The organism is Streptomyces sp. NPDC050508 (assembly GCF_040655155.1).
Lineage (GTDB): Bacteria > Actinomycetota > Actinomycetes > Streptomycetales > Streptomycetaceae > Streptomyces.
This window is the reverse complement of the sequence record NZ_JBFAJJ010000008.1, coordinates 210823-234671: the sequence shown is the minus strand read 5'-3', so window position 1 is coordinate 234671 and position 23849 is coordinate 210823. Positions and strand designations below refer to the sequence as shown.

The 23849-nt window shown below is 69.5% G+C and carries 24 protein-coding genes; 21 read left to right on the top strand and 3 right to left on the bottom strand.

Going from position 1 to position 23849, the window contains the following annotated elements; translation table 11 throughout:
• Positions 1-20: 20 nt before the first annotated feature.
• The gene (locus tag AB0I69_RS24180; protein WP_363097736.1) at positions 21-1802 is read left to right on the top strand and encodes an NAD(P)/FAD-dependent oxidoreductase; all 1782 of its coding nucleotides are present in this window, start codon (positions 21-23) and stop codon (positions 1800-1802) included.
• 23 nt (positions 1803-1825) lie between these two features.
• Here the strand turns inward: AB0I69_RS24180 and AB0I69_RS24175 are convergent, their stop codons facing one another.
• Positions 1826-2722: an EamA family transporter gene (locus tag AB0I69_RS24175; protein WP_363097735.1), complete on the bottom strand. Its 897-nt coding sequence runs from the start codon at positions 2720-2722 to the stop codon at positions 1826-1828.
• Positions 2723-2790: 68 nt separating this feature from the next.
• Between AB0I69_RS24175 and AB0I69_RS24170 the strand changes: the two genes are divergently transcribed.
• From AB0I69_RS24170 to AB0I69_RS24135, 8 genes are all read left to right on the top strand, one after another.
• The gene (locus tag AB0I69_RS24170) at positions 2791-3645 is read left to right on the top strand and encodes a LysR family transcriptional regulator (RefSeq protein WP_363097734.1); all 855 of its coding nucleotides are present in this window, start codon (positions 2791-2793) and stop codon (positions 3643-3645) included.
• Positions 3646-3708: 63 nt separating this feature from the next.
• Positions 3709-5583: a tannase/feruloyl esterase family alpha/beta hydrolase gene (locus AB0I69_RS24165; RefSeq protein ID WP_363097733.1), complete on the top strand. Its 1875-nt coding sequence runs from the start codon at positions 3709-3711 to the stop codon at positions 5581-5583.
• A gap of 164 nt (positions 5584-5747) precedes the next feature.
• Complete coding sequence (locus tag AB0I69_RS24160) at positions 5748-6398, top strand: GntR family transcriptional regulator (RefSeq protein WP_363097732.1); 651 nt, start codon at positions 5748-5750, stop codon at positions 6396-6398.
• A 61-nt stretch (positions 6399-6459) separates the two neighbouring features.
• On the top strand, positions 6460-7209 hold the full coding sequence (locus tag AB0I69_RS24155) for a PIG-L deacetylase family protein (protein ID WP_363097731.1): 750 nt from the start codon (positions 6460-6462) through the stop codon (positions 7207-7209).
• Between the two features lie 2 nt (positions 7210-7211).
• Entirely contained in the window at positions 7212-7916 is a 705-nt protein-coding gene (locus AB0I69_RS24150) for a 4-carboxy-4-hydroxy-2-oxoadipate aldolase/oxaloacetate decarboxylase (protein WP_363097730.1), read from the top strand.
• Positions 7913-9046 (top strand): 4-oxalomesaconate tautomerase, encoded by a 1134-nt coding sequence (locus tag AB0I69_RS24145; RefSeq protein ID WP_363097729.1) that lies wholly within the window; start codon positions 7913-7915, stop codon positions 9044-9046. Before AB0I69_RS24150 ends, AB0I69_RS24145 begins: the two co-directional genes overlap by 4 nt.
• The gene (locus tag AB0I69_RS24140) at positions 9027-9977 is read left to right on the top strand and encodes a catechol 2,3-dioxygenase (RefSeq protein WP_363097728.1); all 951 of its coding nucleotides are present in this window, start codon (positions 9027-9029) and stop codon (positions 9975-9977) included. Before AB0I69_RS24145 ends, AB0I69_RS24140 begins: the two co-directional genes overlap by 20 nt.
• Positions 9978-10102: 125 nt before the next feature.
• A complete protein-coding gene (locus AB0I69_RS24135; RefSeq protein ID WP_363097727.1) occupies positions 10103-11446 on the top strand; it encodes an aromatic acid/H+ symport family MFS transporter in 1344 nt (447 codons plus the stop codon).
• Positions 11447-11582: 136 nt separating this feature from the next.
• Here AB0I69_RS24135 and AB0I69_RS24130 read toward each other — a convergent pair whose 3' ends face one another.
• Positions 11583-11993: a cupin domain-containing protein gene (locus tag AB0I69_RS24130; RefSeq protein WP_033282897.1), complete on the bottom strand. Its 411-nt coding sequence runs from the start codon at positions 11991-11993 to the stop codon at positions 11583-11585.
• Between the two features lie 234 nt (positions 11994-12227).
• Between AB0I69_RS24130 and AB0I69_RS24125 the strand changes: the two genes are divergently transcribed.
• From AB0I69_RS24125 to AB0I69_RS24070, 12 genes are all read left to right on the top strand, one after another.
• Positions 12228-12800: a carboxymuconolactone decarboxylase family protein gene (locus tag AB0I69_RS24125; RefSeq protein ID WP_363097920.1), complete on the top strand. Its 573-nt coding sequence runs from the start codon at positions 12228-12230 to the stop codon at positions 12798-12800.
• Between the two features lie 77 nt (positions 12801-12877).
• Positions 12878-14299, top strand: a complete 1422-nt coding sequence (locus AB0I69_RS24120) for a sugar ABC transporter ATP-binding protein (RefSeq protein ID WP_363097726.1) — start codon at positions 12878-12880, stop codon at positions 14297-14299.
• Positions 14296-15309 (top strand): ABC transporter permease, encoded by a 1014-nt coding sequence (locus tag AB0I69_RS24115; protein WP_363097725.1) that lies wholly within the window; start codon positions 14296-14298, stop codon positions 15307-15309. The genes AB0I69_RS24120 and AB0I69_RS24115 overlap by 4 nt, the downstream gene beginning before the upstream one ends.
• A 53-nt stretch (positions 15310-15362) precedes the next feature.
• Positions 15363-16313 carry a sugar ABC transporter substrate-binding protein gene (locus AB0I69_RS24110; RefSeq protein ID WP_363097724.1) on the top strand — a complete coding sequence of 317 codons (951 nt, stop codon included), beginning with the start codon at positions 15363-15365 and terminating at the stop codon, positions 16311-16313.
• 181 nt (positions 16314-16494) lie between these two features.
• Positions 16495-17406: a LysR family transcriptional regulator gene (locus AB0I69_RS24105; protein WP_363097723.1), complete on the top strand. Its 912-nt coding sequence runs from the start codon at positions 16495-16497 to the stop codon at positions 17404-17406.
• A 118-nt stretch (positions 17407-17524) separates the two neighbouring features.
• Positions 17525-18445 carry a VOC family protein gene (locus AB0I69_RS24100; protein WP_363097722.1) on the top strand — a complete coding sequence of 307 codons (921 nt, stop codon included), beginning with the start codon at positions 17525-17527 and terminating at the stop codon, positions 18443-18445.
• A gap of 39 nt (positions 18446-18484) precedes the next feature.
• Positions 18485-19933, top strand: coding sequence for an NAD-dependent succinate-semialdehyde dehydrogenase (locus tag AB0I69_RS24095; RefSeq protein WP_363097721.1), 1449 nt, complete (start codon positions 18485-18487; stop codon positions 19931-19933).
• A 6-nt stretch (positions 19934-19939) separates the two neighbouring features.
• Positions 19940-20710, top strand: a complete 771-nt coding sequence (locus tag AB0I69_RS24090) for a fumarylacetoacetate hydrolase family protein (protein ID WP_363097720.1) — start codon at positions 19940-19942, stop codon at positions 20708-20710.
• A complete protein-coding gene (locus tag AB0I69_RS24085; protein WP_043663869.1) occupies positions 20707-21078 on the top strand; it encodes a VOC family protein in 372 nt (123 codons plus the stop codon). Before AB0I69_RS24090 ends, AB0I69_RS24085 begins: the two co-directional genes overlap by 4 nt.
• Positions 21079-21104: 26 nt before the next feature.
• Positions 21105-21890: an alpha/beta hydrolase gene (locus AB0I69_RS24080; protein ID WP_363097719.1), complete on the top strand. Its 786-nt coding sequence runs from the start codon at positions 21105-21107 to the stop codon at positions 21888-21890.
• Positions 21887-22375, top strand: a complete 489-nt coding sequence (locus AB0I69_RS24075) for a heme-binding protein (protein WP_363097718.1) — start codon at positions 21887-21889, stop codon at positions 22373-22375. Before AB0I69_RS24080 ends, AB0I69_RS24075 begins: the two co-directional genes overlap by 4 nt.
• A 3-nt stretch (positions 22376-22378) precedes the next feature.
• Complete coding sequence (locus AB0I69_RS24070) at positions 22379-23407, top strand: methionine synthase II (cobalamin-independent)-like protein (protein ID WP_363097717.1); 1029 nt, start codon at positions 22379-22381, stop codon at positions 23405-23407.
• A gap of 51 nt (positions 23408-23458) precedes the next feature.
• Here the strand turns inward: AB0I69_RS24070 and AB0I69_RS24065 are convergent, their stop codons facing one another.
• Complete coding sequence (locus tag AB0I69_RS24065) at positions 23459-23746, bottom strand: putative quinol monooxygenase (RefSeq protein WP_363097716.1); 288 nt, start codon at positions 23744-23746, stop codon at positions 23459-23461.
• Positions 23747-23849 lie beyond the last annotated feature (103 nt).

Here is a 23849-nt window from a genome sequence, read left to right as displayed (position 1 = left end):
CGACTGCAGAGAGGACCAGCATGTCCGTCACCCCCCACACCGACCTCGGCTTCGACCCGGAGACGCTGCGTGCCAAGTACCGGGCCGAGCGGGACCGCCGTATCCGACCGGACGGAAGCGCCCAATACCGGGGCGCCACCGGTGAGTTCGGCTACTACGCGGACGACCCCTACGCCGGCACCGCGCTCACCCGTGAACCGCTCGACGACCGCGTCGAGGTCGCTATCGTCGGCGGCGGCTTCGGCGGACTGCTCGCCGCCGCACGGCTGCGCCAGGCCGGAGTCCAGGACATCCGGGTGATCGAGAAGGGCGGGGATTTCGGGGGCACTTGGTACTGGAACCGCTACCCCGGCATCCACTGCGACATCGAGTCGTACATCTACATGCCGCTGCTGGAGGAAGTCGGCCACGTCCCCGAGTGGAAATACGCGCCGGGAGAGGAGATCCGGCAGCACGCGCGGGCCGTCGGGCGCCACTTCGACCTCTACCGGGACGCCTGCTTCCAGACCCAGGTCACTGAACTCACCTGGGACGAGGACGAGTTGGAGTGGGTCGTCGCGACCGAGCGGGGCGACCGCATCAGGGCCCGGTACGTCGTCGTCGCGCTCGGCACGCTCAGTCGTCCGAAACTGCCCGGCATCCCGGGGATGGAGACCTTCCGGGGCCACACCTTCCACACCAGCCGCTGGGACTACGACTACACCGGCGGCGACGCGAACGGCGGTCTGACCGGGCTCGCCGACAAGCGCGTCGGGCTCATCGGCACCGGCGCGACCGCCATCCAGGTCGTACCTCATCTCGGGCGCGACGCCCAGCAGTTGTACGTGTTCCAGCGCACCCCGTCCTCCGTCGACGTACGCGGCAACCGGCCCACCGATCCCCAGTGGGCCGAGGCGCTCAGCCCCGGCTGGCAGCAGCGTCGTAGGGACAACTTCCTTGCCCACGTGGCCGGTGGGGGCGCGGCCGAGGACCTGATCGACGACGGCTGGACCACAAGTGCCGCCCTGCTGCGGACATTTCTGCCGGGCAGTGGCACAGTCGTTGCGGGAGAGACGGCCGAGGTCGCCGACTTCCGGAAGATGAACGAACTGCGCGCCCGGGTGGACGCGCTCGTCGAGGACCCGGCGACGGCCGAGGCGCTCAAGCCCTGGTACCGGTACATGTGCAAGAGGCCCACGTTCAGCGACAGTTACCTGCAGACCTTCAACCGGCCCAACGTCACGCTGGTCGACACGGCCGACCAGGGCGGCGTCGAGAAGGTCACCGAGAACGCCGTCGTGGTGGGCGGAGTGGCGCACGAGGTGGACTGCCTGATCTTCGCCACCGGCTTCGACCTCAGCGTCGGGTCCGCCCAGCGCATGGGCATCGGCATCCGGGGCCGGGGCGGGGTGTCCCTCGCCGAGCGGTGGGTGGACGGGCCGCGGACGCTGCACGGGGTGACCGTGCACGGCTTCCCGAACCTGTTCCAGTTCGGCGCGGTGCAGGGCGCCTCCGCGGTGAACATGGTTCACATCCTCGACGAACGCGCCACACATGTCGCCGGGGTCGTCGCCGAGGCCCGCAAGCGCCAGGCACGGTACGTCGAGCCGACGGCCGACGCGGAGGCGGCCTGGATCGCCACGATCCGTGAAAAGGCGCCGGACACCTACGCGTTCCTCGCCGAGTGCACGCCCGGGTACTACAACAACGAGGGCAAGCCGTCCGAGCGCAGCGAGTCGTACGGCGGTGGTCCCATCGAGTTCCACGCGCTGCTCAGGCAGTGGCGGGAGAACAGCGACATGGGCGACATCCTCGCCGAGTGAAAGGGTGGGCGGGCTTCCGCAGTTCAGTCCCGCGTCGTGAGGATGCTCAGCGCGTTCGCGGCCACGACGGCACCGATGCCCGCCCACTCCGCCCAGCCCAGCCGCTGCCCGAGGCCGATCCACCCGACCACGGCGGCGAGCACGGGGTTGACGCTCATGAACAGCCCGAACGCCGGAGCCGGCACCCGGCGCAGCGTGAACAGATCGGCCAGATACGGCACCGCGGAGGAGAGCACCCCGGCTGCCACGGCGCACCCGGCCGCCGTGAGGGTCGGCGGGTGGCGGACCGCGACGACGATCCCGACCGGCAGGAACATCAGCGCGGACACTCCGGCCGCTGCTGCCGGACCCTGCGCCCCGGGGATGCGCCGGCCGACGGTCCGGTTGAGCAGGATGTACGAGGCCCAGCAGGCGGCGGCCAGCAGCCCGAGCCCCATGCCCGGATAGTCGGCCGAGGGGCGTGGCCGCATCAGCGTCACCACGCCCGCCGCCGCGATCAGGGCGCAGCAGGCGTCCACGCGGCGCCGGGTCGCCGCCAGGGCGATGGACAGCGGCCCCAGGAACTCCAGCGTCACCGCAAGACCGAGGCCGACGCGGTCTATCGCCGTGTACAGGGACAGGTTCATCGTCCCGAACACCACGGCCAGCAGCAGCACCGGCCACCACTGCCGCCAGACGAACTCCCGCAGCCGTGGCCTGCCCACGGCGAACAGGACGGCGGCGGCGACGTACTGGCGTACCGCGACGACTCCCACCGGCCCGATCACGGGGAAGGCGAGGGAGCCGATCGCCGCACCGGTCTGGTTGGACAGCCCGCTGCCGGCCATGGTGGCGATCCCGGTGAGTCCCACCCGGGACTGGCGCGGGGTGCCATGTGACGTGGTGGGCAAGGGAGTTGTGGTCGCTGAAGCTCCAGGCATGGTCCGATCGTGCTCCCCGCCCGCACTTGCGCAAAATGCAACAGTGGGACGATCCATACGCTTGAGTCATGGATATGGAGCTGAGGCAGTTGCGGTGTCTCGTCGCGATCGTCGACGAGGGCACCTTCACCGACGCCGCCGTCGCGCTCGGCGTCTCCCAGGCGGCCGTCTCCCGCACCCTCGCCTCGCTCGAACAGGCCCTGGGAGTAAGGCTGTTGAGGCGCACCTCCCGATCGGTGACCCCGACGAGCACCGGACTGCGGGTGGTCGCCCACGCCCGGCGGGTCCTGGCCGAGGTCGACGAACTGGTCCGGGACGCCACCTCGGGCCACGCTCATCTGCGCATCGGCTACGCCTGGTCGGCGCTCGGTCGGCACACGCTCCCCTTCCAGCGCCGTTGGGGCAGGGCGCACCCGGAGACCGACCTGCACCTGGTCCGCGTCAACTCGGCCACCGCAGGACTCGGCGAAGGCGCCTGCGAACTCGCCGTAGTCCGCAGGCCGTTGGACGACCGGCGGTTCGAGTCGGCCATCGTCGGGCTGGAGCGGCGGTTGTGCGCCATGGCCTCCGACGATCCCCTCGCCCGGCGCCGATCGGTCCGGCTGGCCGACCTCGCCGGGCGCACGCTTCTCGTCGACCGCCGTACCGGCACCACGACCGCCGACCTGTGGCCGCCCGACTCCCGCCCGGCCACCGAGGACACCCACGACGTGGACGACTGGCTCACCGTGATCGCCACCGGCCGCAGCGTCGGTATGACCGCGGAGTCGACCGCCAACCAGTACCCACGGCCCGGGGTCGTCTACCGGCCGGTGCGCGACGGCGAGCCCGTCGCCGTACGGCTCGCCTGGTGGAAGGACGACCCGCACCCCGCCACCCAGGCCGTACTGGAACTGCTCACCGCGCTCTACCGCGAGGCCTGACCGACGTCACCCACTCGGCCCACGGCGGTGGCCTCCCGCCGGGGCCGACTCGACGCTGAGGCCATGAGCTCTGGTCATGCCCGCTCGTCGAAGCGGACGAGGATCGTCATCCTGGTGGCCGTCGTCGCCGCGGCCCTCGTCACCGGCCTCGCGCTGCTGCCCGACACGTTCTCGGCGGACGCCGGCGCGAACGTAACAAAGGTGTCCATCGGCCACACTGCCGCAGGAGACGTGGGCAAGAACCTGCCGGTCACCAAACCGAGGATCTCCTGCGCCGACCTGCTCCAGAAGGACTTCGGCGGCCTCGACGACGCGGCGACGTCCGTCGCCTCGGCGAGCGTGGTGGCGAAGGGCGACGCGAACGCGTACGAGTACTGCGACGTCAAGGGCACCGTCGCCCCGCAGATCCAGTTCGAGCTGCGGCTGCCGACCCAGACGTACCGGCAGCGCTACCTCCAGGAGGGCTGCGGCGGCTACTGCGGCATGGTCGGCGTCAGCGCCCAGCCCGCCGCCTCCACCGGCTGCGCCCCCGTCACCGACGGGTCCTTCGCCCTCGGCCAGGACAACCAGGGCCACGTCTCCACCTCCGGCATGGGCGGCGGTTCCGCCGAGGTCTGGGCGACCGACCCACAGCTCAAGGTGGACTTCGGCTACCGCTCCGAGCACGCCTTCGCCACCGCCGCCAAGGCGATCACCAAGACGTTCTACGGCGCCGAGCCGACGTACTCCTACTACGACGGCTGCTCGGACGGCGGACGCGAGACGCTGATGGAGGTCCAGCGCTACCCCGGCGACTTCAGTGCCGCCCTGGTCGGCGCCCCGGCCTTCAACCAGACCGCGCTCAACGCGATGCAAGAGGCGTACCTCTCGACGATCGACTTCCGTGCGGACGGCTCGACGATCCTGCCCGCCTCGAAGCTCGGGATGCTCCACAAGGCCGTCCTCGCGAAGTGCGCCGACCTTAAGCTGAACAACGACCTCATCCAGGATCCGGCGACCTGCGCCTTCGACCCGGCGAGCCTCAAGTGCGGCGACAACAAGGACAGTTCGAGCTGTCTGACCTCCGAGCAGGTCGACGTCGTACGAAAGGCGTACGCGGGTGTGACCGCCCCGGACGGCACCCACCTCTACACCGGCGGGCAGCCCTACGGCTCCGAGACCGCCTGGGAAGGCCTGTTCATCCCGAAGGCCGGTCAGGGGCAGAGTTCGGTCCAGCTGTACGGGATCGGGCTCGGGTTCCTGCGCTGGGTCGGGAAGTGGGAGGCCGATCCCACGCTGAAGCTCGACGCGTCGCTGTTCACCGTGGACACCTTCAAGGCCTACCAGCGGGAGGTCTCCGGGATCTACGACGCCACCGACCCCGACCTCACCAAGTTCCACGAGGCCGGCGGCAGGATCGTCCAGTGGCACGGGCTGACCGACCCCAACATCCCGCCCACCGGTACCCGCGTCTATCGCCAGGCCATGATCGACAGCATGGGGCAGGACAAGGTCGACGACTTCTACCGCCTGTACCTGTTCCCCGGCGTCAACCACTGCGGTGGTGGTGACGGGCCCGACAGCTTCGACCTGCTGAGCAAGCTGATCGACTGGCGGGAGACCGGGAAGGTACCGGGCGCCGTCATCGCGTCGAAGACCAGCGGCGGCACCGGGCCCGGGGGACCGGCGGGCGGTCAGCTCGGCGGTGGCGACACGAAGGCCTCCGCGAGCAGCAGCGCGCCCACCGTCGAGTACACGCGGCCCGTCTACCCCTACCCGCAACTGGTCGCCTACGACGGCTCCGGCGACAAGAAGGACGCGGCCAACTACCGTGCCTACACGCCCGACAAGCTCTCCGACGATCATTACAATTGGGCCGGATCCTTCACCTCCGGCTACCAGGAGTGGTGCGGGACGAAGGACGGCAAGTCGATGAGTTGCACCCGTCACAAGCCGTAGAAGAAGCGGGTTCACCGCCCGTCCATGGCCGGTCCATGGGCGGGCGGCGGCATGTCTGGGGTAAGTATGGGCGGAAGCATGCCTGCAATACGGCGGACAAAATTGTTGACAATCTTGTTTGGCTAGATTTAGGTTCGACAGGCACTCACTCAGGGAGGGCAACGATGCCGAAAGAAGCCCGTCCGAGCACCGGGGAGCAGGCCAAGCAGCATGCGCTCACGCAGCTGCGGCAAGCGATCCTGCACGGCGACATGGCACCGGCACAGCGGCTGGTGGAGAACGAGCTCGCCGAGCAACTCGATGTGACGCGGGCCAGCATCCGCGCGGCGTTGATCGATCTGGCGGCCGAAGGACTGGTCGAGCGGATCCGCAACCGGGGTTCCCGGGTGCGGGTGGTGACCGTGGAGGAAGCGGTCGCCATCACGGAGTGCCGCATGGTCCTGGAGGGACTGTGCGCGGCCAAGGCGGCCGTCGCGGCCGGCGACGACCAGCTGACCGAACTGGCGGACCTGGGCCGGGCCATGACCAAGGCCGTGGCCGACGGCGAGCCGGTGACCTACTCCGAGCTCAACCACGAACTGCACGACAAGGTGCGGGAGTTCTCCGGCCAGCAGACGGCCGTGGCCCTGCTGGAGCGGCTCAACGCCCAACTGGTGCGGCACCGCTTCCAGTTGGCGCTCCGGCCGGGGCGTCCGCAGCAGTCCCTGAGCGAGCATCTGGCGATGATCGAGGCGATCACGGCCAGGGACCCGCAGGCGGCCGAGGCGGCCGTCCGCGCCCATCTCACCAGTGTGATCGAGGCGTTGCGCGACTGACGCGCGGCCGATCGGCGCACCTGGGGCGGGCGCACACCTGTCCACCAAGGAGATTCCAGTCATGACGCACGGCAACGCGCCCGCCACCCCACGATCGACACTCGTCGTCACGGCGCACGCCGGGGACTTCGTCTGGCGGGCGGGCGGAGCCATCGCCCTCGCCGCCGCCCGCGGCGAGAAGGTCACCATCGCCTGTCTGACCTTCGGCGAACGCGGCGAGTCCGCCAAGGCCTGGCGTGAGGGCAAGCAGTTGGACGAGATCAAGGCGATCCGCCGGGACGAGGCCGAGCGCGCCGCGGCCACCCTCGGCGCCGAGGTCCTCTTCTACGACGCCGGCGACTACCCCCTGGTCGCCACCGCCGAGCTGACCGACAAGCTCGTCGAGGTCTACCGCGCCACCCAGCCGGACGTAGTGCTCACCCACCCCACCGAGGACCCGTACAACGGCGACCACCCGGCCGCCAACCGGATGGCGCTGGAGGCCCGCGTCCTCGCCCAGGCCATCGGCTACCCCGGCGAGGGCGAGATCATCGGCGCCCCGCCGGTGTTCTACTTCGAGCCGCACCAGCCCGAGATGAGCGGCTTCAAGCCCGAGGTCCTCCTCGACATCACCGAGGTCTGGGACACCAAGCGCAAGGCGATGGAGTGCCTCGGCGCCCAGCAGCACCTGTGGGACTACTACACCGACCTGGCCGTCCGCCGCGGCGTCCAGCTCAAGCGCAACGCCGGCCCGAACCTGGGCCTGGCCCACAAGACGATGGCCGAGGCGTACATGCGCCCGTACCCGCAGATCGCGAAGGAGCTGGCATAACCATGGGCGGCGTGATCGTCACCAACCCCCCGAAGGCGGACGCCAAGGACGTCGAGGCGCTGGCGGCCTTCGGTGTGGCCACCGTCAGCGAGGCCATGGGCCGCACCGGTCTGCTCGGCCCGTCAATCCGCCCTGTCCAACAGGGAGTTCGGGTCGCCGGCACCGCCGTCACCGTGCTCAGCTGGCCCGGCGACAACCTCATGATCCACGCGGCCGTCGAGCAGTGCGGCGAGGGCGACATCCTGGTCGTCACCACCACCTCCCCGTGCACGGACGGCCTCTTCGGCGAACTCTTCGCCACCGCGCTCCAGAAGCGCGGGGTGCGCGGAGTCGTCCTCAACACCGGCATCCGCGACACCCAGGAACTGCGCGACATGGGCTTCGCCGCCTGGTCCCGCGCCGTCTCCTCCCAGGGCACCGTCAAGGCCACCGGCGGATCGGTCAACGTGCCGGTCGCCATCGACGGCCAGGTCGTCCGCCCCGGTGACGTGATCGTCGCCGACGACGACGGTGTGGTGGTCGTACCGCGCGAGAAGGCCCGCGAGACCGCCGAGAAGTCGGAGGCTCGCGAGGCCAAGGAAGCGGCCACCCGCGCCGCCTTCCTGGAGGGCCAACTCGGCCTGGACCGCTACGGGTTGCGCGACACCCTCAAGCAACTCGGCGTCGAGTACCGGTCGTACGAGGAGTACACCGGAGCCGGGTCGTGACCGGGCCCGCGGAGGTGCGCTGCATGCTGATGCGCGGCGGCACCTCCAAGGGCGCCTACTTCCTGGCCGAGGACCTCCCCACCGACCCCGCCGCACGCGACGACCTGCTGCTGCGTGTCATGGGCAGCCCCGACCCGCGCCAGATCGACGGCCTGGGCGGCGCCCACCCCCTGACCAGCAAGGTGGCCGTGGTCGCCGCCTCGGACGATCCCGAGGCCGACGTCGACTACCTGTTCCTGCAAGTCGCGGTCGACCGGCCCGAGGTGACGGATCGTCAGAACTGCGGGAACATCCTCGCCGGCATCGGCCCGTTCGCCGTGGAGCGGGGGCTCGTGGCCCCCGGTGACGGCGAGACGTCCGTCCGGATCCGGATGCTCAACACCGGGGAACTGGCGGTAGCGAGCTTCCCCACCCCGGGCGGGCGCGTCGACTACACCGGTACCGCCGAGATATCCGGCGTGCCCGGCACCGCCGCACCCGTGGTGATCGAATTCCCGCAGGGCGGAAACCCGTTGCTGCCGACCGGCCGCGTCCGTGACGTGATCGCCGGCACCGAGGTCACCTGCGTCGACAACGGCATGCCGGTCGTCCTGATCCCGGCCGCCGCACTGGACATCACCGGCTACGAGAACCCCAAGGACCTGGAAGAGAACCTCGCTCTCGCCGACCGGCTCCGGGAGATCCGCCTGGAGGCAGGCAAGCTGATGGGCCTCGGCGACGTCGAGGGCACCACCGTGCCCAAGCTCACCCTGCTGGCACCCCCCAGGGACGGCGGCGCGGTGATGACCCGCACCTTCATCCCCGTGCGCTGCCACACCTCGATCGGCGTCCTCGGCGCCGCGAGCGTGGCGGCGGGACTGCTCCTGCCCGGCGGGGTGGGGGAGGGCATCGCGGAGCTTCCCGCACAAAGTGACCGAATTCGCATCGAGCATCCCAGCGGATTCCTAGACATCGAAACTAGCGTGAGCGCCGGAGCCGAAGGTTCGGCTCCTGTGGTCCGCGGCACCGCCGTGGTGCGCACCGCACGCAAGATCTTCGACGGCACGGTCTTCCCCAGGTCTGCCGACCCCGCCCCCACACCCGCACTCGTACGACCCCTTGGAGGCAACGATGGCTCCGCCGCTCGGTGACATCGCCCATATCGGCCACGCCCAGCTCTTCACCCCGGACCTGGACGCCAGTGTCGCCTTCTTCACCGACTACCTGGGTCTCACCGTCAACGGCCAGGACGGTGACACCGTCCACCTGCGGACCTACGACGACTACGAGCACCACAGCCTGGTCCTCACCGCCCGCGAACAGCCCGGCCTCGGCCGCCTCGCCCTGCGCACCTCCAGCGAGGAGGCCCTCCAGCGCCGTATCAAGGCGGTCGAGGAGGCAGGCGGCACCGGCAAGTGGGTCGAGGACGAACCCGGCCTCGGCAAGCTCTACGTCACCACCGACCCGGACGGCCACGAGCACGCCCTGTACTGGGAGAGCGAGTACTACCAGGCCCCCGACGAACTGAAGCCGGCCCTGAAGAACCAGCCGCAGGCCAAGCCCAACCGGGGCGTCGGAGTTCGGCGTCTGGACCACATCAACTTCCTTGCCGCGGACGTGCTTTCCAGTGCCGAGTTCCAGCAACAGGTGCTGGGTGCCCGGCCGACGGAGCAGATCCAGCTCAACAGCGGCCGGATCGCGGCGCGTTGGCTGACGTACACCAACAAGTCGTACGACGTCGTCTACACCGAGGACTGGACCGGTTCGACCGGGCGGCTGCACCACATCGCCTTCGCGACCGACACCCGCGAGGACATCCTGCGCGCCGCCGATCTCGCCATCGACACCGGTGTGTTCATCGAGACGGGCCCGCACAAGCACGCCATCCAGCAGACGTTCTTCCTCTACGTCTACGAGCCCGGCGGCAACCGCATCGAACTGTGCAACCCGCTCACCCGACTCGTCCTGGCGCCCGACTGGCCGCTGATCACCTGGACCGAGGACGAGCGGCAGAAGGGGCAGGCCTGGGGCCTGAAGACCATCGAGTCCTTCCACACCCACGGGACTCCGCCGGTCGCCTGAGCGACGCGCAGGGCCCACCGGAGCCACCCTCACGCGATTGTCGATGAGATTGTTGACAAAAACGTTGACTATCCAGGGGGTGGCTCCTTAGCGTCTAGCGCACCAAGCACGAGAGGTAACCAACGATGTCTTCCTCCCCCTCCTCATCCCCGTCGCCCGCCCTGTCGGCGCGCGCCAGCAGACTGGCCCTCCTGGTCATCGGTCTGTGCTGGCTGGCCGTCCTCTTCGACGGCCTCGACATGTTCATCTACGGCTCGGTGCTGCCGCACCTGCTGGAGACGAAGACCTTCGGTCTCACCGCCGACCAGGCCGGTGACCTCGGCAGCTACGCCACCTTCGGCATGCTGGTCGGCGCCCTGACCGCGGGCACGGTCGCGGACCGGATCGGCCGCAAGCAGCTGATGATCGGCTGCGTGACGCTGTTCTCGCTCGCCTCCGGCATCTGCGCGGTCTCGGGCAGCGTCGAGGTCTTCGGCCTCGGCCGCACCCTCGCCGGAGTCGGCCTCGGCGGTCTGCTGCCCACCGCGATCAGCATGGTCTCCGACTACGCCCCGCGCGGCCGTACCGCCCTCACCATCGGCATGCTGATGACCGCCCACCACGCCGGCGGCATCCTCTCCGCCTATGTGGCCAAGTGGCTGGTGGACCCGGTCGGTTGGCGCGCCGCCTTCTGGGTCTGCGTCCTCCCGCTGGTCTTCGTCCCGGTGCTGCTGAAGTTCCTGCCCGAGTCGCTGAGCTTCCTGGTCGCCAAGGGCCGCACCGACGAGGCCCACGCCCTCGCCGAGCGCTTCGAGGTCCAACTGCCCGCCGCGGCAGGCAAGAAGACGGCGGCCGACCGCTGGGACGCCCTGCTCGGCCTCTTCCGCGGCGGCGAGTGGCTCCAGACCCTGCTGTACTGGTTCGCCTCCTTTGGTGGCCTGCTCCTCGTCTACGGTGTCGCCACCTGGCTGCCCACCCTGATGCGTTCCGAGGGCTACGCGCTCGCCGACGCCCTCACCTTCGTCGTCGTCTTCAACCTCGGCGGCATCGTGGGCATGCTCGCCGCCGGCCGCGCCGCCGACCGCTTCGGCGCCCCGCGCATCTCGTCGATCTGGTTCGCGCTCACCGCCGTCGGAGTCTTCCTGCTCGGTGTCCACATGAACCAGGCCGTGACGATGCTGGTCGTCTTCCTCACCGGCGTCTTCCTCAACAGCGCCCAGACGATGATCTACGCGACCGTCTCCATCCGCTCCACCCCGGACAACCGTGCCACCGCGGTCGGCTGGACCTCCGGCATGGGCCGCTTCGGCGCCGTCTTCGGCCCGTGGCTGGGCGGCCAGCTGCTGGCCTCGGGCAACGGCGACTGGGGCTTCACCTCCTTCGCCATCGCCGGTCTGTCGTCGATGGTGTTCATCGGCATTGCGGCACTGCGCAGCTCCAAGCAGGCCGAACGGACCGGCGTGGAGCAGGAGTTGGTCGCCAGCCACTGAGGCAGGACGCTCGTCCCGCGTGCGCGGGGGCAGGACCGGACGCCGGCCACCGCAGGGGATGCGGGGGCCGGCGTCGGTCTGTCGTGACACACGAAAGCGCCCGCGTCGAGGGGCGCGGGCGCTGGTGTGCCGTGGGTCAGTCCTTGCCCATCTGGTCCTCCGCCGACAGGTGTTCCACCGTCTTCCCCGTCTCGGTGAACGTCCGGGTCACATACCCCGACGAGTACACCCACAGGATGCGCAGCGGGGTGTCGCCGATGTTCCGGAACAGGTGCGGGATCGGCGAGGGGACGTACGTGGTGTCGTACTGCTCCAGCTTCGTCACCTCACCGTCGACCACCACCTCCGCCCGGCCCTCCAGGATCGTCACGTGCTCGTCGCAGTTGTGCGAGTGCAACGGCGCTCCGGAGCCCACCGGATACACGCTCATCCCGCTGGTGATCCGGTTCTCCCCGCCCGCCGACGGCGTCGTGACGAGGGGTGTCGTGACGACGGCACCGCCCCGGTCGAGCACGGGCACGGACGCGACCTTGATGATCGTGGTCATCCGGTGTTCCTTTCCACTTACACGCTTCTGCGTCGCACGACGTTAGGCGCCGCGCGCGGGAATGGGTGCCCTCTGGCGTGCAGTTTTACCTTGCATTTCAGGAGGGGTGAGCTTCCCGAACGCGGATGTAGCGTCGGCACGCATCGCACGGATTCACGAACCGTGCACGTAACGCGCCGGAAAGAAAAGGCAGGTACAGGCCCCATGAGGCTCCCCGTTCTCACCGAAGAGGAAATGGACCCGCGCCAGCAGGAACTGGCCGCCCGTATCGCCGGCCGGCGCGGTGCCGTCCGCGGACCCTTCCGGGTCTGGCTGCACAGCCCCGAGATGTGCGAACGAGCCGAATCCCTCGGCGCGTTCGCCCGCTTCGACTGCAGCCTCCCCAAGCACCTGCGGGAACTCACCCTGCTGATGGCCGCCCGCAACTGGGACGCGCAGTACTCCTGGAACGCCCATGTGCACCAGGCGATCGAGGCCGGCATCCCGGAGGCCGCCGTCAAGGCGATCGCCGAGAAGCGCGACGCCGTCTTCGACAACGAGGCGGACCAGGCCTTCTACCGGTTCTGCCGGGAGATCCTCGACGAGCACTTCGTCACCGACGAGACCTTCGCCGACGCACTGGCGCACTTCGGCTCCAAGGGCCTGGTCGACACCATCGGCGCACTCGGCAACTTCACCATGCTCGGCATGTGCCTGAACACCTTCCAGGTGGACCTCCAGGCCGACAAGGAACCCCCGTTCCCGGACATCCGCGGCTACGGCCGGGTCTCCCCGGACGGTTCCGTCGGTTCCGGGCCGCGCCCGTGACAACCCCGGGGCAGGACGCGGTACTTCGCGTCCGAGGGGTCACCAAGAGCTTCGGTGGCGCGGCTGCGCTCAAGGGCGTGGACCTCGATCTGTTCCCGGGCGAGGTCCACGCGCTGATGGGCATGAACGGGGCCGGCAAGTCCACGCTGGTGCAGGTCCTTTCGGGGGTCCACCAGTCCGACGCCGGCACCGTCGAGGTCAACGGGCAGGCGCAGCACGGACTTACGGTCCGCAAGGCACGCCGGCTCGGCATCGCGTCGGTACCCCAGCGCCGGGAGCTGGCGATGGGGCTCACCGTCGCCGAGAACGTGATGCTGGGCGACCTGCCGACCCGCGGCGGCGCCGTGCGCTGGAAGGCGGTCAACTCCGAGGCCCGCAAGGCCCTGGAGGGGCTCGGCATCGACATCGACGTGAAACGGACCGCGGGTTCGCTCACCGTCGCCGAACAGACCATGGTCGAGGTGGCCCGCGAGGTCCGCCGCGGCGGCCGCATCCTCGTCCTCGACGAACCGACCGCCTGTCTGAGCGCCGAAGCGGCCCATCAGATAAGGGAGTTGGTCCGCACCCTGCGTGACGAGGGCGTGGCCGTCGTCTACATCTCGCACTACATCGACGAGGTGCTGGCCGTCGCCGACCGGATCACGGTGCTCCGCGACGGAGCGGTCGTACGCAGCGCCCCGGCCGCCGAGTTCGACGCCCCCGGTCTGGTGCGCAGCATGGTCGGCCGGGACGTCGTATCGCAAAGGTCCCAACGGCCCGCCCCCAAGGACGAGATCGGGCTCACCGTGCGCGGCCTCACCGACGGCCGGGCCGTACGGGACTTCACCGTCGACGTGCACAAGGGCGAGATCGTCGCCGTGCTCGGACCGGCCGGGGACGCGCAGTCACGCCTCTTCGACCTGCTCTCCGGCCGTCGCCGCCCCGACACCGGTCAACTCGCCGTGGACGGCGCCCCGGTGGCCTTCGGCCGGGTCCACGCCTCGCTCTCCAGCGGCCTGCGCTGCGTCACCGGCGACCGCCGCGCCCTGGGCCTGGTCCCGGAGTTGTCCCTGGACGAGAACCTGATGCTGGCCGACGACCGCTTCGCCCGCCGCCGCACGCACCGACGCGCCCAACTCGCCCGCCGGGCAGCCCCGTTGCGTCGCAGCTACGGCGTGGTCTCACTCGCCGGGAACCCGCCCGTGGGCGCGCTGTCCGGCGGCAACCAGCAGAAGGTGCTGCTCGCCAAGTGGCTGCAGACCGAGCCGGTCGCCTGCTTCCTGGAGGACCCCACCAACGGGGTCGACATCGCGGCCATGGCCGACATCCACGCCCTCGTCGACGACCTCGCCTCGCGCGGCGTCGCCGTACTGCTGGCCTCCTCGTCCGCCGAGGAGGTCATGCGCCTCGCCGACCGGGTCGTCGTCGTCAGCGCCGGCCGGACGGTCGCCGAGCACGACATCGACGCCATCACCCACGACGAACTCGTCGCCACCGCCCTCGGAGGTCAACCGCAGTGAGCGTCAAGACACTTCCCGACGCCCCCGGCGTCTCGGACCCGCCCGAGAAGGCGCGCCCCCGCCTCTCGTTGGCCGCGCTGCGCGGCGCCCCGCACACCGGCCTGATCGCCGTCCTCATCGTGGTGATCGTCGCGACCTCGATGCAGACCGACTCGTTCGCCACCGACACGAACGTGATCAACATCCTGCGCCAGGTCAGCGTCGTCGCCGTGATCGCGGCCGGCCTCACGCTGCTGATGACCGCGGGCGGCATGGACTTCTCCATGGGCAGCAACGTCGGTGTGACGACCGCGGTCGGGGCGCAGCTGCTGGCCCACGGCCACTCCACCCCGTTCACCGTCGTCGTCTCCCTGGTGCTGGCCACGCTGATCGGTCTGGTCAACGGCGTGGTCGTGACGTTCACGAACGTGGCCCCCTTCGTCGCGACCCTGGCGTCGGCCACCCTGCTCGACGGTGTCGCCCTGCTCGTCCTCAACAGCGTCAGCGTGTCCATCGGCACCAAGATGTTCGCCCTCGGCAACAACAAGATCCTCGGGGTGCCGTACCTGCTGGTCGTGGCGATCCTCGTACTGGTGGCGACCGCCCTGGTCATGCGGTTCACCGTGTTCGGCCGCGATGCCTTCGCCATCGGCGGCAACGAGCACGTCGCCCGGCTCAGCGGCATCAACGTCACAGCCCGCAAGCTCTCGCTCTACGCCCTCACCGGCGCCCTCTCCGGCCTGGCCGGCCTGATGCTGCTGTCCCGGCTCAGCGGCAGCAGCCCCGGCACCGGCGGACTCTCGCTCCAGCTCCAGGCGGTCGCCGCGGTCGTCATCGGCGGCACCGCACTGGCCGGAGGCTACGGCACGGTCATCGGCACCGCGCTCGGAGTGGTCCTTCTCGGCGTGGTCGCCAACGCGCTGAACCTGCTCCAGGTCTCCAGCAACTACCAGTCGGTCTCCGTCGGCGCGGTGCTGCTCATCGCGGCCATCGCCAACGAGATGCACAAGGCACGTTCCGCACGGCACTGACCGGCCCTGCTCACTTCTTCCTTACTCACTTCCTCCTTGAATGGCGGTTCACCATGAGAATTTCGGTCCGTTCCCGCGGAGCCATGCTCGCCGCGCTCGCCGGTACCACTCTCGTACTGAGCGGTTGCGGAACGAGCGACGACAGCGGGAGTTCCGGCGATGTCACCCTTGGGTTCGTCAACGGTGGTGACACCGAGTTCCACAGCTGTCTCCAGAAAGCGGTCGAGCAGGAGGCGAAGACGGAGAACGCCAAGATCTTCACCGCCGACTCGCACCAGAATTCCACCACCGAGCTGTCCAACATCGAGGACATGACCTCGCGCAACGTGAGCGCGCTGATCGTGCAGACGGTCAACGTGGACGCCTTGAAGACCGACATCGCCAAGGCGAAGGCCGCGAACATACCGATCTATCTGACCTCCGTGGCCACCAGCGACGTGAACGACATCCTCGGCGCGGCCGTCGTCGACCTGGGGAAGCTCGGCGCCCTGGACGCGGGCTGGATCGCGCAGGACGCGGGCGGCAAGAGCGTCCAGGTCGGCGTCATCGCGGGTGCGCCCGGTGCCGCCTCCGACCTGATGGTGGGCGGCTTCACGAAGGCGTTGCCGAGCACCGCGAAGGTGGTCGCGAACCAGCCGGGGATGTTCAACCCCGTGAAGGCGCAGGACGTGGCGGAGAACATGATCCAGGCGCATCCCGACCTGCAGTACGCGTTCGTGGCCTCCGAGGACATGGCCCTCGCCGCCCGTAAGGCGTTCGACGCGGCCGGCAAGAAGGACGTGAAGATCGTCACCGCCAACGGCACGGACGAGGGCCTGGCCGCCGTCAAGGACGGCCGACTCTCCGCCACCGTGGCGAACTCGGCCATGTTGATCGGCCAGACCGCGGTGAAGAACGCGGTCGGCCTGTTGGCCAAGAAAAAGGTTGACAAAATTGCCAACATTCCTCTTTTGTTGGTGACCAAGGACAACCTGAGCAAGGCCCCCCAGTACTGCCCGAAGTAGACGGAGTCCGGTGCCGGGTGCGACACCTGCCTCATTGTTGACCGAGCCGCCTGTCCGCCACATCGCCGGAATGTCCAAGTGGAGCCGCTACAAGGACATCCCGGCAGGGGTCGGACCCATCAGTACGACCGGCACCGCCGCCGGGGCCCACCCCTGGCATACGTGGGCCTCCGGAGGAATCATGGATCGACTGCTCCTCATGCACAGCTTCGTCACCGTCGCGCAGGCCGGGAGCTTCAGCGGCGCGGCGAAGAAGCTGGGCTCGTCGGGCTCGCTGGTGTCGCGGCACGTCGCCGAGCTGGAGCGACAGGTGGGTGTCCGCCTGGTCAACCGCACCGCCCGCTCGGTCAGCCTCACCGAACCGGGGCTGAAGTACGCCGAGTTCGCGGCCCGCATCCTCGACGAGATCGAGGCCGAGGACGCCGTCATCTCGCACCTCCACGACCGCGCCGAAGGCACCCTCAGCATCATCTGCCCGAAGTGGATAGGCAGCCTGGACCTCGGAGACGCGATCGCCGCCTTCTCCGCCGCCCACCCCAAGATCCACGTCCGCTTCGAGCTCGGCGGCATGTCCGACCGGACGTACGACTTCCTGGACAGCGGCTTCGACGTCGCCTTCCACACCCGCGACCTGCGCGACTCCAGCGTCCGCCTCAAGAAGATCGCCTCGCTGCCCTTCGTGCTGTGCGCCTCCGAGAAGTACCTGGAGCGCGGCGGCCCGCTCACCGAGCCCAACGGCCTCGCCCACCACGACTGCCTCGTCCACGTCAACGACCCGGTCTGGCGCATCGGCCACGGACACGCCTCCACCCTGCACAAGATCCGCAACATCGCCTTCTCGTCCAACTCGTACATCGCCCTCCAGAAGGCCGCCGTCCACGGCCGAGGCATCGCCCTGCTGCCCCAACGCCCGGCCTACGACGACCTGATGACCGGCGCCCTCCAGGTCCTGCTCCCCGAACTCGCGGTCCCCGACCGCCCCCTGTTCGCGATCTACGGCCCCGGCCAGGCGACCCCGCGAAAGGTCAGCGTGTTCCTGGACTTCCTCTCCGAATGGTTCTCACAGAATCCCATTCCGGCCATCGAGTCGTAGGGCCCGTCCGGCGGATCAGGTCGCAAGAAACGATTGCGAATTAAGACGAGCCCGGACCATTGAACGCTTCACGACCCGAAATCTAGGCTCGCCGGGCGACCCGCGAAACGAGGCATCCATGGGAATCCAGAGAATCGAATCCGTCACCTACGGGATCGACGACGTAGACGAATGTGTCCGTTTCTTCGGCGACTTCGGGCTGTTCCTGCTGGAGCGGACCGAGGAGCACGCGGTCTTCGAGACGCTCACCGGGCAGACCCTCCACCTGGACACCGTGCCCGGCCCCCTGCTGCCGCCGCCGGTGGAGGCCGGGCCGACGATCCGCGAGGTCGTGTGGGGCGTCGACACCCCGGAGGAACTGGCCCGGCTGGTCACCGCCGCGGGCCGCGACCGCAAGGTCCACGAGAGCGCCGACGGCGTCCACCACACCGTGGACGAGAGCGGCTTCGGCGTCGGACTCACCCTGGCCCGCCCGAAGGACGCGGACGTCACCCCGCGCCCCGCCAACGCACGCGGCAGTGTCGACCGCTGGAACACCGCGCTGGAACCACTCACCCGGGCCTTCCCGCTGCGCATGTGCCATGTCGCACTGAACATCGTCAAGGAGGGCCGCGAGGAAGCCGTCGCGTTCTACACCGAGCGGCTCGGCTTCCGGCCCACCGACATCGTCGAACCGATGGGCGTGTTCATGCAGGCACCCGGCGACGACGACCAGCACACCATGCTGCTGTGCCACCGCCCCGACCGCGCCGGCGTCAACCACATCGCCTACGAGGTCCCCGGCTTCGACGACGTCATCGAGGGCGGCAACTACATGATCGAGCGCGGCTGGCGGGAGGCCCGCAAGCTCGGCCGCCACACCGTCGGCTCGAACGTCTTCCGCTTCGTCCACGCCCCGTGCGGAGGCCGCGTCGAGTACGCGGCGGACATGGACCGGGTCGACGGCACCTACGAGACCCGCGTCCACGAGACCACCCCGCCCCACCACATCTGGGCGCTGCGCTCCAACCGCGACCAGCAGGACGCCCCCGCCAACTGACTCTCCTCCCGCCTTTCCAGCCTGAGAGGGCACCCACTCATGACCTCCGACCACGGCTACCCCGCCGTCCGCATGTACATCGCCGGCGAGTGGTGCCAGGGCGGCACCGGACGGACCGCCCCGATCGTGAACCCGGCCACCGAGAAGGTGATCGGCGAAGTACCCCTCGCCACCACCGCCGACCTCGACCGCGCCCTCGACGCGGCCACCGAGGGCTTCCGCACCTGGCGCGCCACCCCGATCGCCAAGCGCTCCGCGATCCTGCACGCCGCCGCCGACCTGATCACCGAACGCGCCCCCGACATCGGCCGGATCATGGCCCAGGAACAGGGCAAGCCCCTCCGCGAGGGCACCACCGAGGCCCTGCGCACCGCCGACACCCTGCGCTGGCACATCGAGGACGCCCGCCGCGCCTACGGCCGGATCATCCCGTCCGCACCCGGCACCGTCCTCACCGTCCGCCGCGAACCGGTCGGCCCCGTCGCCGCGTTCGTGCCCTGGAACTTCCCCGTCGGCGGCCCCAACCGCAAGCTCTCCTCCGCCCTGTCCGCAGGCTGCTCGATCGTCATCAAGGCGTCCGAGGAGACCCCGGGCACGGCTGCCGCGCTGGTCGCCTGCTACGCCGACGCCGGACTCCCGGCCGGTGTCCTCAACCTCGTCTTCGGTGAACCGGCCGAGGTCTCCGCCCACTTGATCCCCTCACCGAAGATCCGCCTGGTCGCCTTCACCGGCTCGGTCCCCGTCGGCAAGCTCCTCGCCGCCCAGGCCGGCGAGGTCATGAAGCCCACCCTGATGGAACTCGGCGGCCACGCCCCGGTCATCGTCTGCGCCGACGCCGACCCCGTGAAGTCCGCCCGCAAGGCGGCCCAGGCGAAGTTCTTCAACGCCGGCCAGGTGTGCACCTCCCCGAGCCGCTTCTTCGTCCACGCGAGCATCGTCGAGGACTTCACCGCCGAGTTCGTGAAGGCCGCCCAGGAGATCACCGTAGGAGACGGCCTCGACGCCGACACCACCATGGGCCCGCTCGCCAACGAGCGCCGGCTGCAAGCCATGGAGACCCTGGTCGCCGACGCCGTCGAGCGCGGCGCCAAGGTGCTCACCGGCGGCCAACGCCCAAGCCGCGACGGCTACTTCTACGCCCCGACCGTCCTCACCGACGTACCGGCCGACGCGAAGCTGATGCACGAGGAACCCTTCGGCCCGCTCGCCCCGATCGTGCCCTTCACCGACCTCGAAGAGACCCTCGCCATCGCCAACTCCCTTGCCTACGGCCTCGCCGCCTACGGCTTCACCGAGTCCGCCGCCACCGCCGAGAAGCTCTCCGGCACGCTGGAGGCCGGCATCCTCTCCATCAACCACTGCGGCGGCTCTGTCGCCGAGGCCCCCTCCGGCGGTGTCAAGGAGAGCGGCTACGGCAGGGAGGGCGGCCCCGAAGCCCTCGACGCCTACCTGATCACCAAGCGCGTCTCGCACCAGCTGGCGGGCTGAACCGCCATGAGGTACACGCGCGTTGCGGTCGGCGGCCGGGCGGTCTGGGGCCGCGTGGGGGAGGAGGACATCGAGCTGCTGTCCGAGTCCCCGATCGACGGTGACCCGTCCGTGATCGGCATGGTGGCGATGGCCGACGCCCACTGGCTGCCCGTCGTCGTGCCGCCCGTGTTCTACGCCGTCGGCATGAACTACCCGCGGCACATCGCGCACGTGCACGCCGAGACTCCCACCCGCCCCGAGGTCGGCTACCGGGCCAACAACGCGCTCACCGGCCACCGTTCACCCATCGTCAAACCGGCCGAGGTCGAGGGCCGCTTCGAGGCGGAGCCGGAACTCGTCGCGGTCATCGGCCGCACCCTGAAGCACGCCTCCTACGACGAGGCCCGCAAGTCGGTCTTCGGCTGGACGATCGGCAACGACGTGAGCGCCCGCACCTGGCAGCACCAGGACCGCTCTTTCTGGCGCAGCAAGAACAGCGACACGTTCAAGCCGATGGGCCCCTGGATAGAGACCGACGTCGACGCGCTCGCGCAGACCACGACACTCCGTGTGAACGGGGAGGTCCGCGCCTCGTTCGCCACCGGCGACATGGTCTTCGACCCCTTTGACCACATCGTCGAACTCACCAAGCACATCACCATGCACCCGGGGGACGTGCTGTGGATGGGCGCCGAGTCCACCTGCCAACTCGAACCCGGGGACACCGTGGACATCGAGATCAGCGGCATCGGCGTCCTGTCCAACCCCGTACACAGCGAAGGGAATCCGTCATGAGCAGCGCACCCCGCTACATCCACCACGTCAACTTCCCCACCACCGACCCTGACCGGACCGCCGAGTGGTACACGAAGGTCTTCGGGATGAAGCGCATCATGCCCAAGTCCAACTCCCGTGTGGTGCTGATGACCCGCGGCAACTTCGACCTCCACTTCACGCCGGTCGAGGAGATGGAGCGCATGGCGCCCTATCACTTCGCCGTCGAGGTCGACGACTGGGACGAGTTCCTCGCCCACATCACGGACCTGGGTATCCGGCACACCAGGCCGATCGAACGCCCCGAGAACCAGTCGAAGTTCTGCTACATCCACGACCCCGACCACACCATGATCGAGCTCGTCTTCCACGGCCGCCGCCCCAACTAGCCACGCGCGTACAGGAGTTCACCCCCATGCCCCTCGCCGACTCCGACGGCACCTCCATCTACTACGAGCGCCACGGCAGCGGTCCGGTGATCCTGTTCGTGCACGGCAGCGGCGGCCACCACGCCGCCTGGTGGCAGCAAGTGGCGGCGCTGCGCGAGGAGTTCACGGTCGTGACCGTGGACCTGCGCGGCTTCGGCAAGTCCGACTCGTCCATGCCCGAGTTCGACGGCCAGGACTTCCCCGGTGACGTGGTCGCCGTACTGGACCAAGAGAACCTGACCGACGCCATGCTGGTCGGCCAGTCCATCGGCTCCGTCGCCGCCCTGCGCGCCGGACTGCTCCGCCCCGAGCGCGTCGGCTCCGTCGTCCTCGGCCACTCGCTGGGCGGCATCAGCCACCCCGAGCTGAAGGAACTCGCCGCCGCCGACCGCGCCGAGGCCGTCAAACTGCCGGTGATCGACCGCCTGTTGACGAAGCGGTTCCAGCAGGAACGGGCCGATCTCACCTTCCTCTTCCAGCAGATGGGCACGTTCAACGTCGCCAAGATGCAGGACCTGCGCAACCTCGACACCGACGGTCCGACCCTGGACGACATCCAGAACTCCGGCGTGAAGGTCGCGTTCCTGGCCGGCGAGAAGGACGCGGTGCTCAGCGTGAAGACCGTGACCCGCGCCCACGAACTGCTGCCCGGCTCGCACCTGGAGATCGTCCCGGACGCCCCGCACTCCATGTACTGGGAGACGCCCGCGAAGTACAACGCCGCCGTCGCCCACCTGCGCCGCACCCTCACCGCACCGAAGGAAGCAGCATGAGCAGCCTCACCCTGGACGCCGCCGAGGAGATCATCGACGCCGCCCACAAGCGCGCCCAGTCGATAGGGAAAGCGGTGAGCGTCGCCGTCGTGGACGCCGGCGGCTTCCCGATCGCCATCCGCCGCCCGGACGGCGCCCGCCCGCTCACCCCGGACATCGCCCGCGCCAAGGCGTACACGGCGGCCATCATGCAGCGGCCCGGCAAGATGCTGAAGAAATGGCAGGAGAGCCAGCCGGTCTTCTTCTCCCAGCTGTCCCAACTCCCCGGCGCCGCCATGCCGATCATGGCCACCGAAGGCAGCCTCACCATCAAGAAGGACGGCGAGATCATCGGCGGCCTCGGTATCGCGGGCGGCACCGCGGACGAGGACCAGCAGATCGCCGAGGAGGTCCTCGCCTCCCTCGGCTACGAACTGGAGTTCGCCGCCTGGGGCGTCGCGGGCAAGCCGGCCTCGCCCTCGTCCTCGTCCGGAAAGGACGCATAACTCATGGCGGACACGTTCAACTACCGCATCGACCACCAGGGCAGCCTGGTCCGCCCCGTCGAGCTGACCGCCGCCCGGGCCGCCGGAGACCCCGAGGCACTGAAGGAGGCGGAACTCCAGGCGGTCAAGGACGCGGTCGTCTTCCAGCGCAAGCTGCGCTCCACCGTCGTCACCGACGGCGACTTCCCCCGAGAAGACTTCCGCAGCGCGATTCTTGACGGAGTGTCAGGTTTCCGGCGCACTGACGAGACCGACGCCGACGGCCTGGTGCGCTGGGTCGCGGAGTCCCTCCCCAAGGCGAACGGCCCGCTGCTCGCGGACTGGGCCGCACGGCTCACCGAACTGACAGTGATCGCCCCGAAGGCCTCGCTTCCCTCGCCCGCGTACCTCGCGGCGACCACCTTCCAGCCCGGCCACGGCCCCTCCTCCGCACGGGAGTTGGGGGAGGCGCTCGCGGAGATCGTCCGCGCCGAGACAGAGCTGCTGGTCTCCAGGGGCGTACGCCTGATCCAGCTCAACAACCCCCTTCTGCTGGGCCAGTTGGCCACCGACCCGGCCGACCCCGGCGCCCTCTCCTTCGAGGACGCACTCGCCGTCGACGCCCTCGCGGTACGCCTGGACGAGCGCCCCGAGGGCGTACGGATCGGTCTCGCCCCCGGCCCGGTCGCTCCCGCCGCCGTGGACTGGTCCCGCGCCGAGAAGCTCTACGGCGGGATCGGCGCCGACCGCTGGATCCTGCCCTTCGACCAGGGCACCCCGGCCGAACTCGCCCTGGTCAAGGCCCTGCCCGAGGACCGTGACTTCTGCCTGGGTGTCGTCGACGCGACCGTGGCCGCGCTGGAGGACATCGACACGGTGATGGCGAGGCTCGACGCGGTGGGGGAGTTCAAGGACCTGGAGGACGGGGCCGTAGCACCGTCCCGAGGTTTTGCGGACGTGGCGAGCAGGCCGCTGCTGACCACCGAGGAACAGCGCCGGAAGATCGAGCTGGTGGAGACGATCGCCCGGTACGTCTGGGGCAACGAGTTCTGACGAAGACCGACGAGCCGGGAAGCGCTGCGACGTGCTTCCCGGCGGGATCCGTCAGAGGACCTCGGCGAACGTCACCCTGCGATCGGTCAGCAGCGGCCAGATCGTCTGCACGATCAGCTCGTTGAAGTGCTCGGCCGCCTTGTGCGCGTCGAAACCGGCCCGGTCGGCGTACTGCTCGTACAGCACGAAACTCCCCGGTGCCTCCGTCTCGGCGTGCACCTCGTACGCCAGGTTCGCCGGCTCGGCACGGGTGTGCTCGCGCACCTTCAGCAACGCGGCGCGCACCGTGGCCTCGTCGGCGGGCTCGCAGAAGTAGTGGGCGATGACTGCGTAGGCCATGTCGTGTCTCTCCTCGACGAATCCTCGATCGGATCCTCAGCGGATCCTCGGCTCCCGGCGGCGTGTCACATGCCGTCCGGCCTGGCGATTCCAGCACGGATCA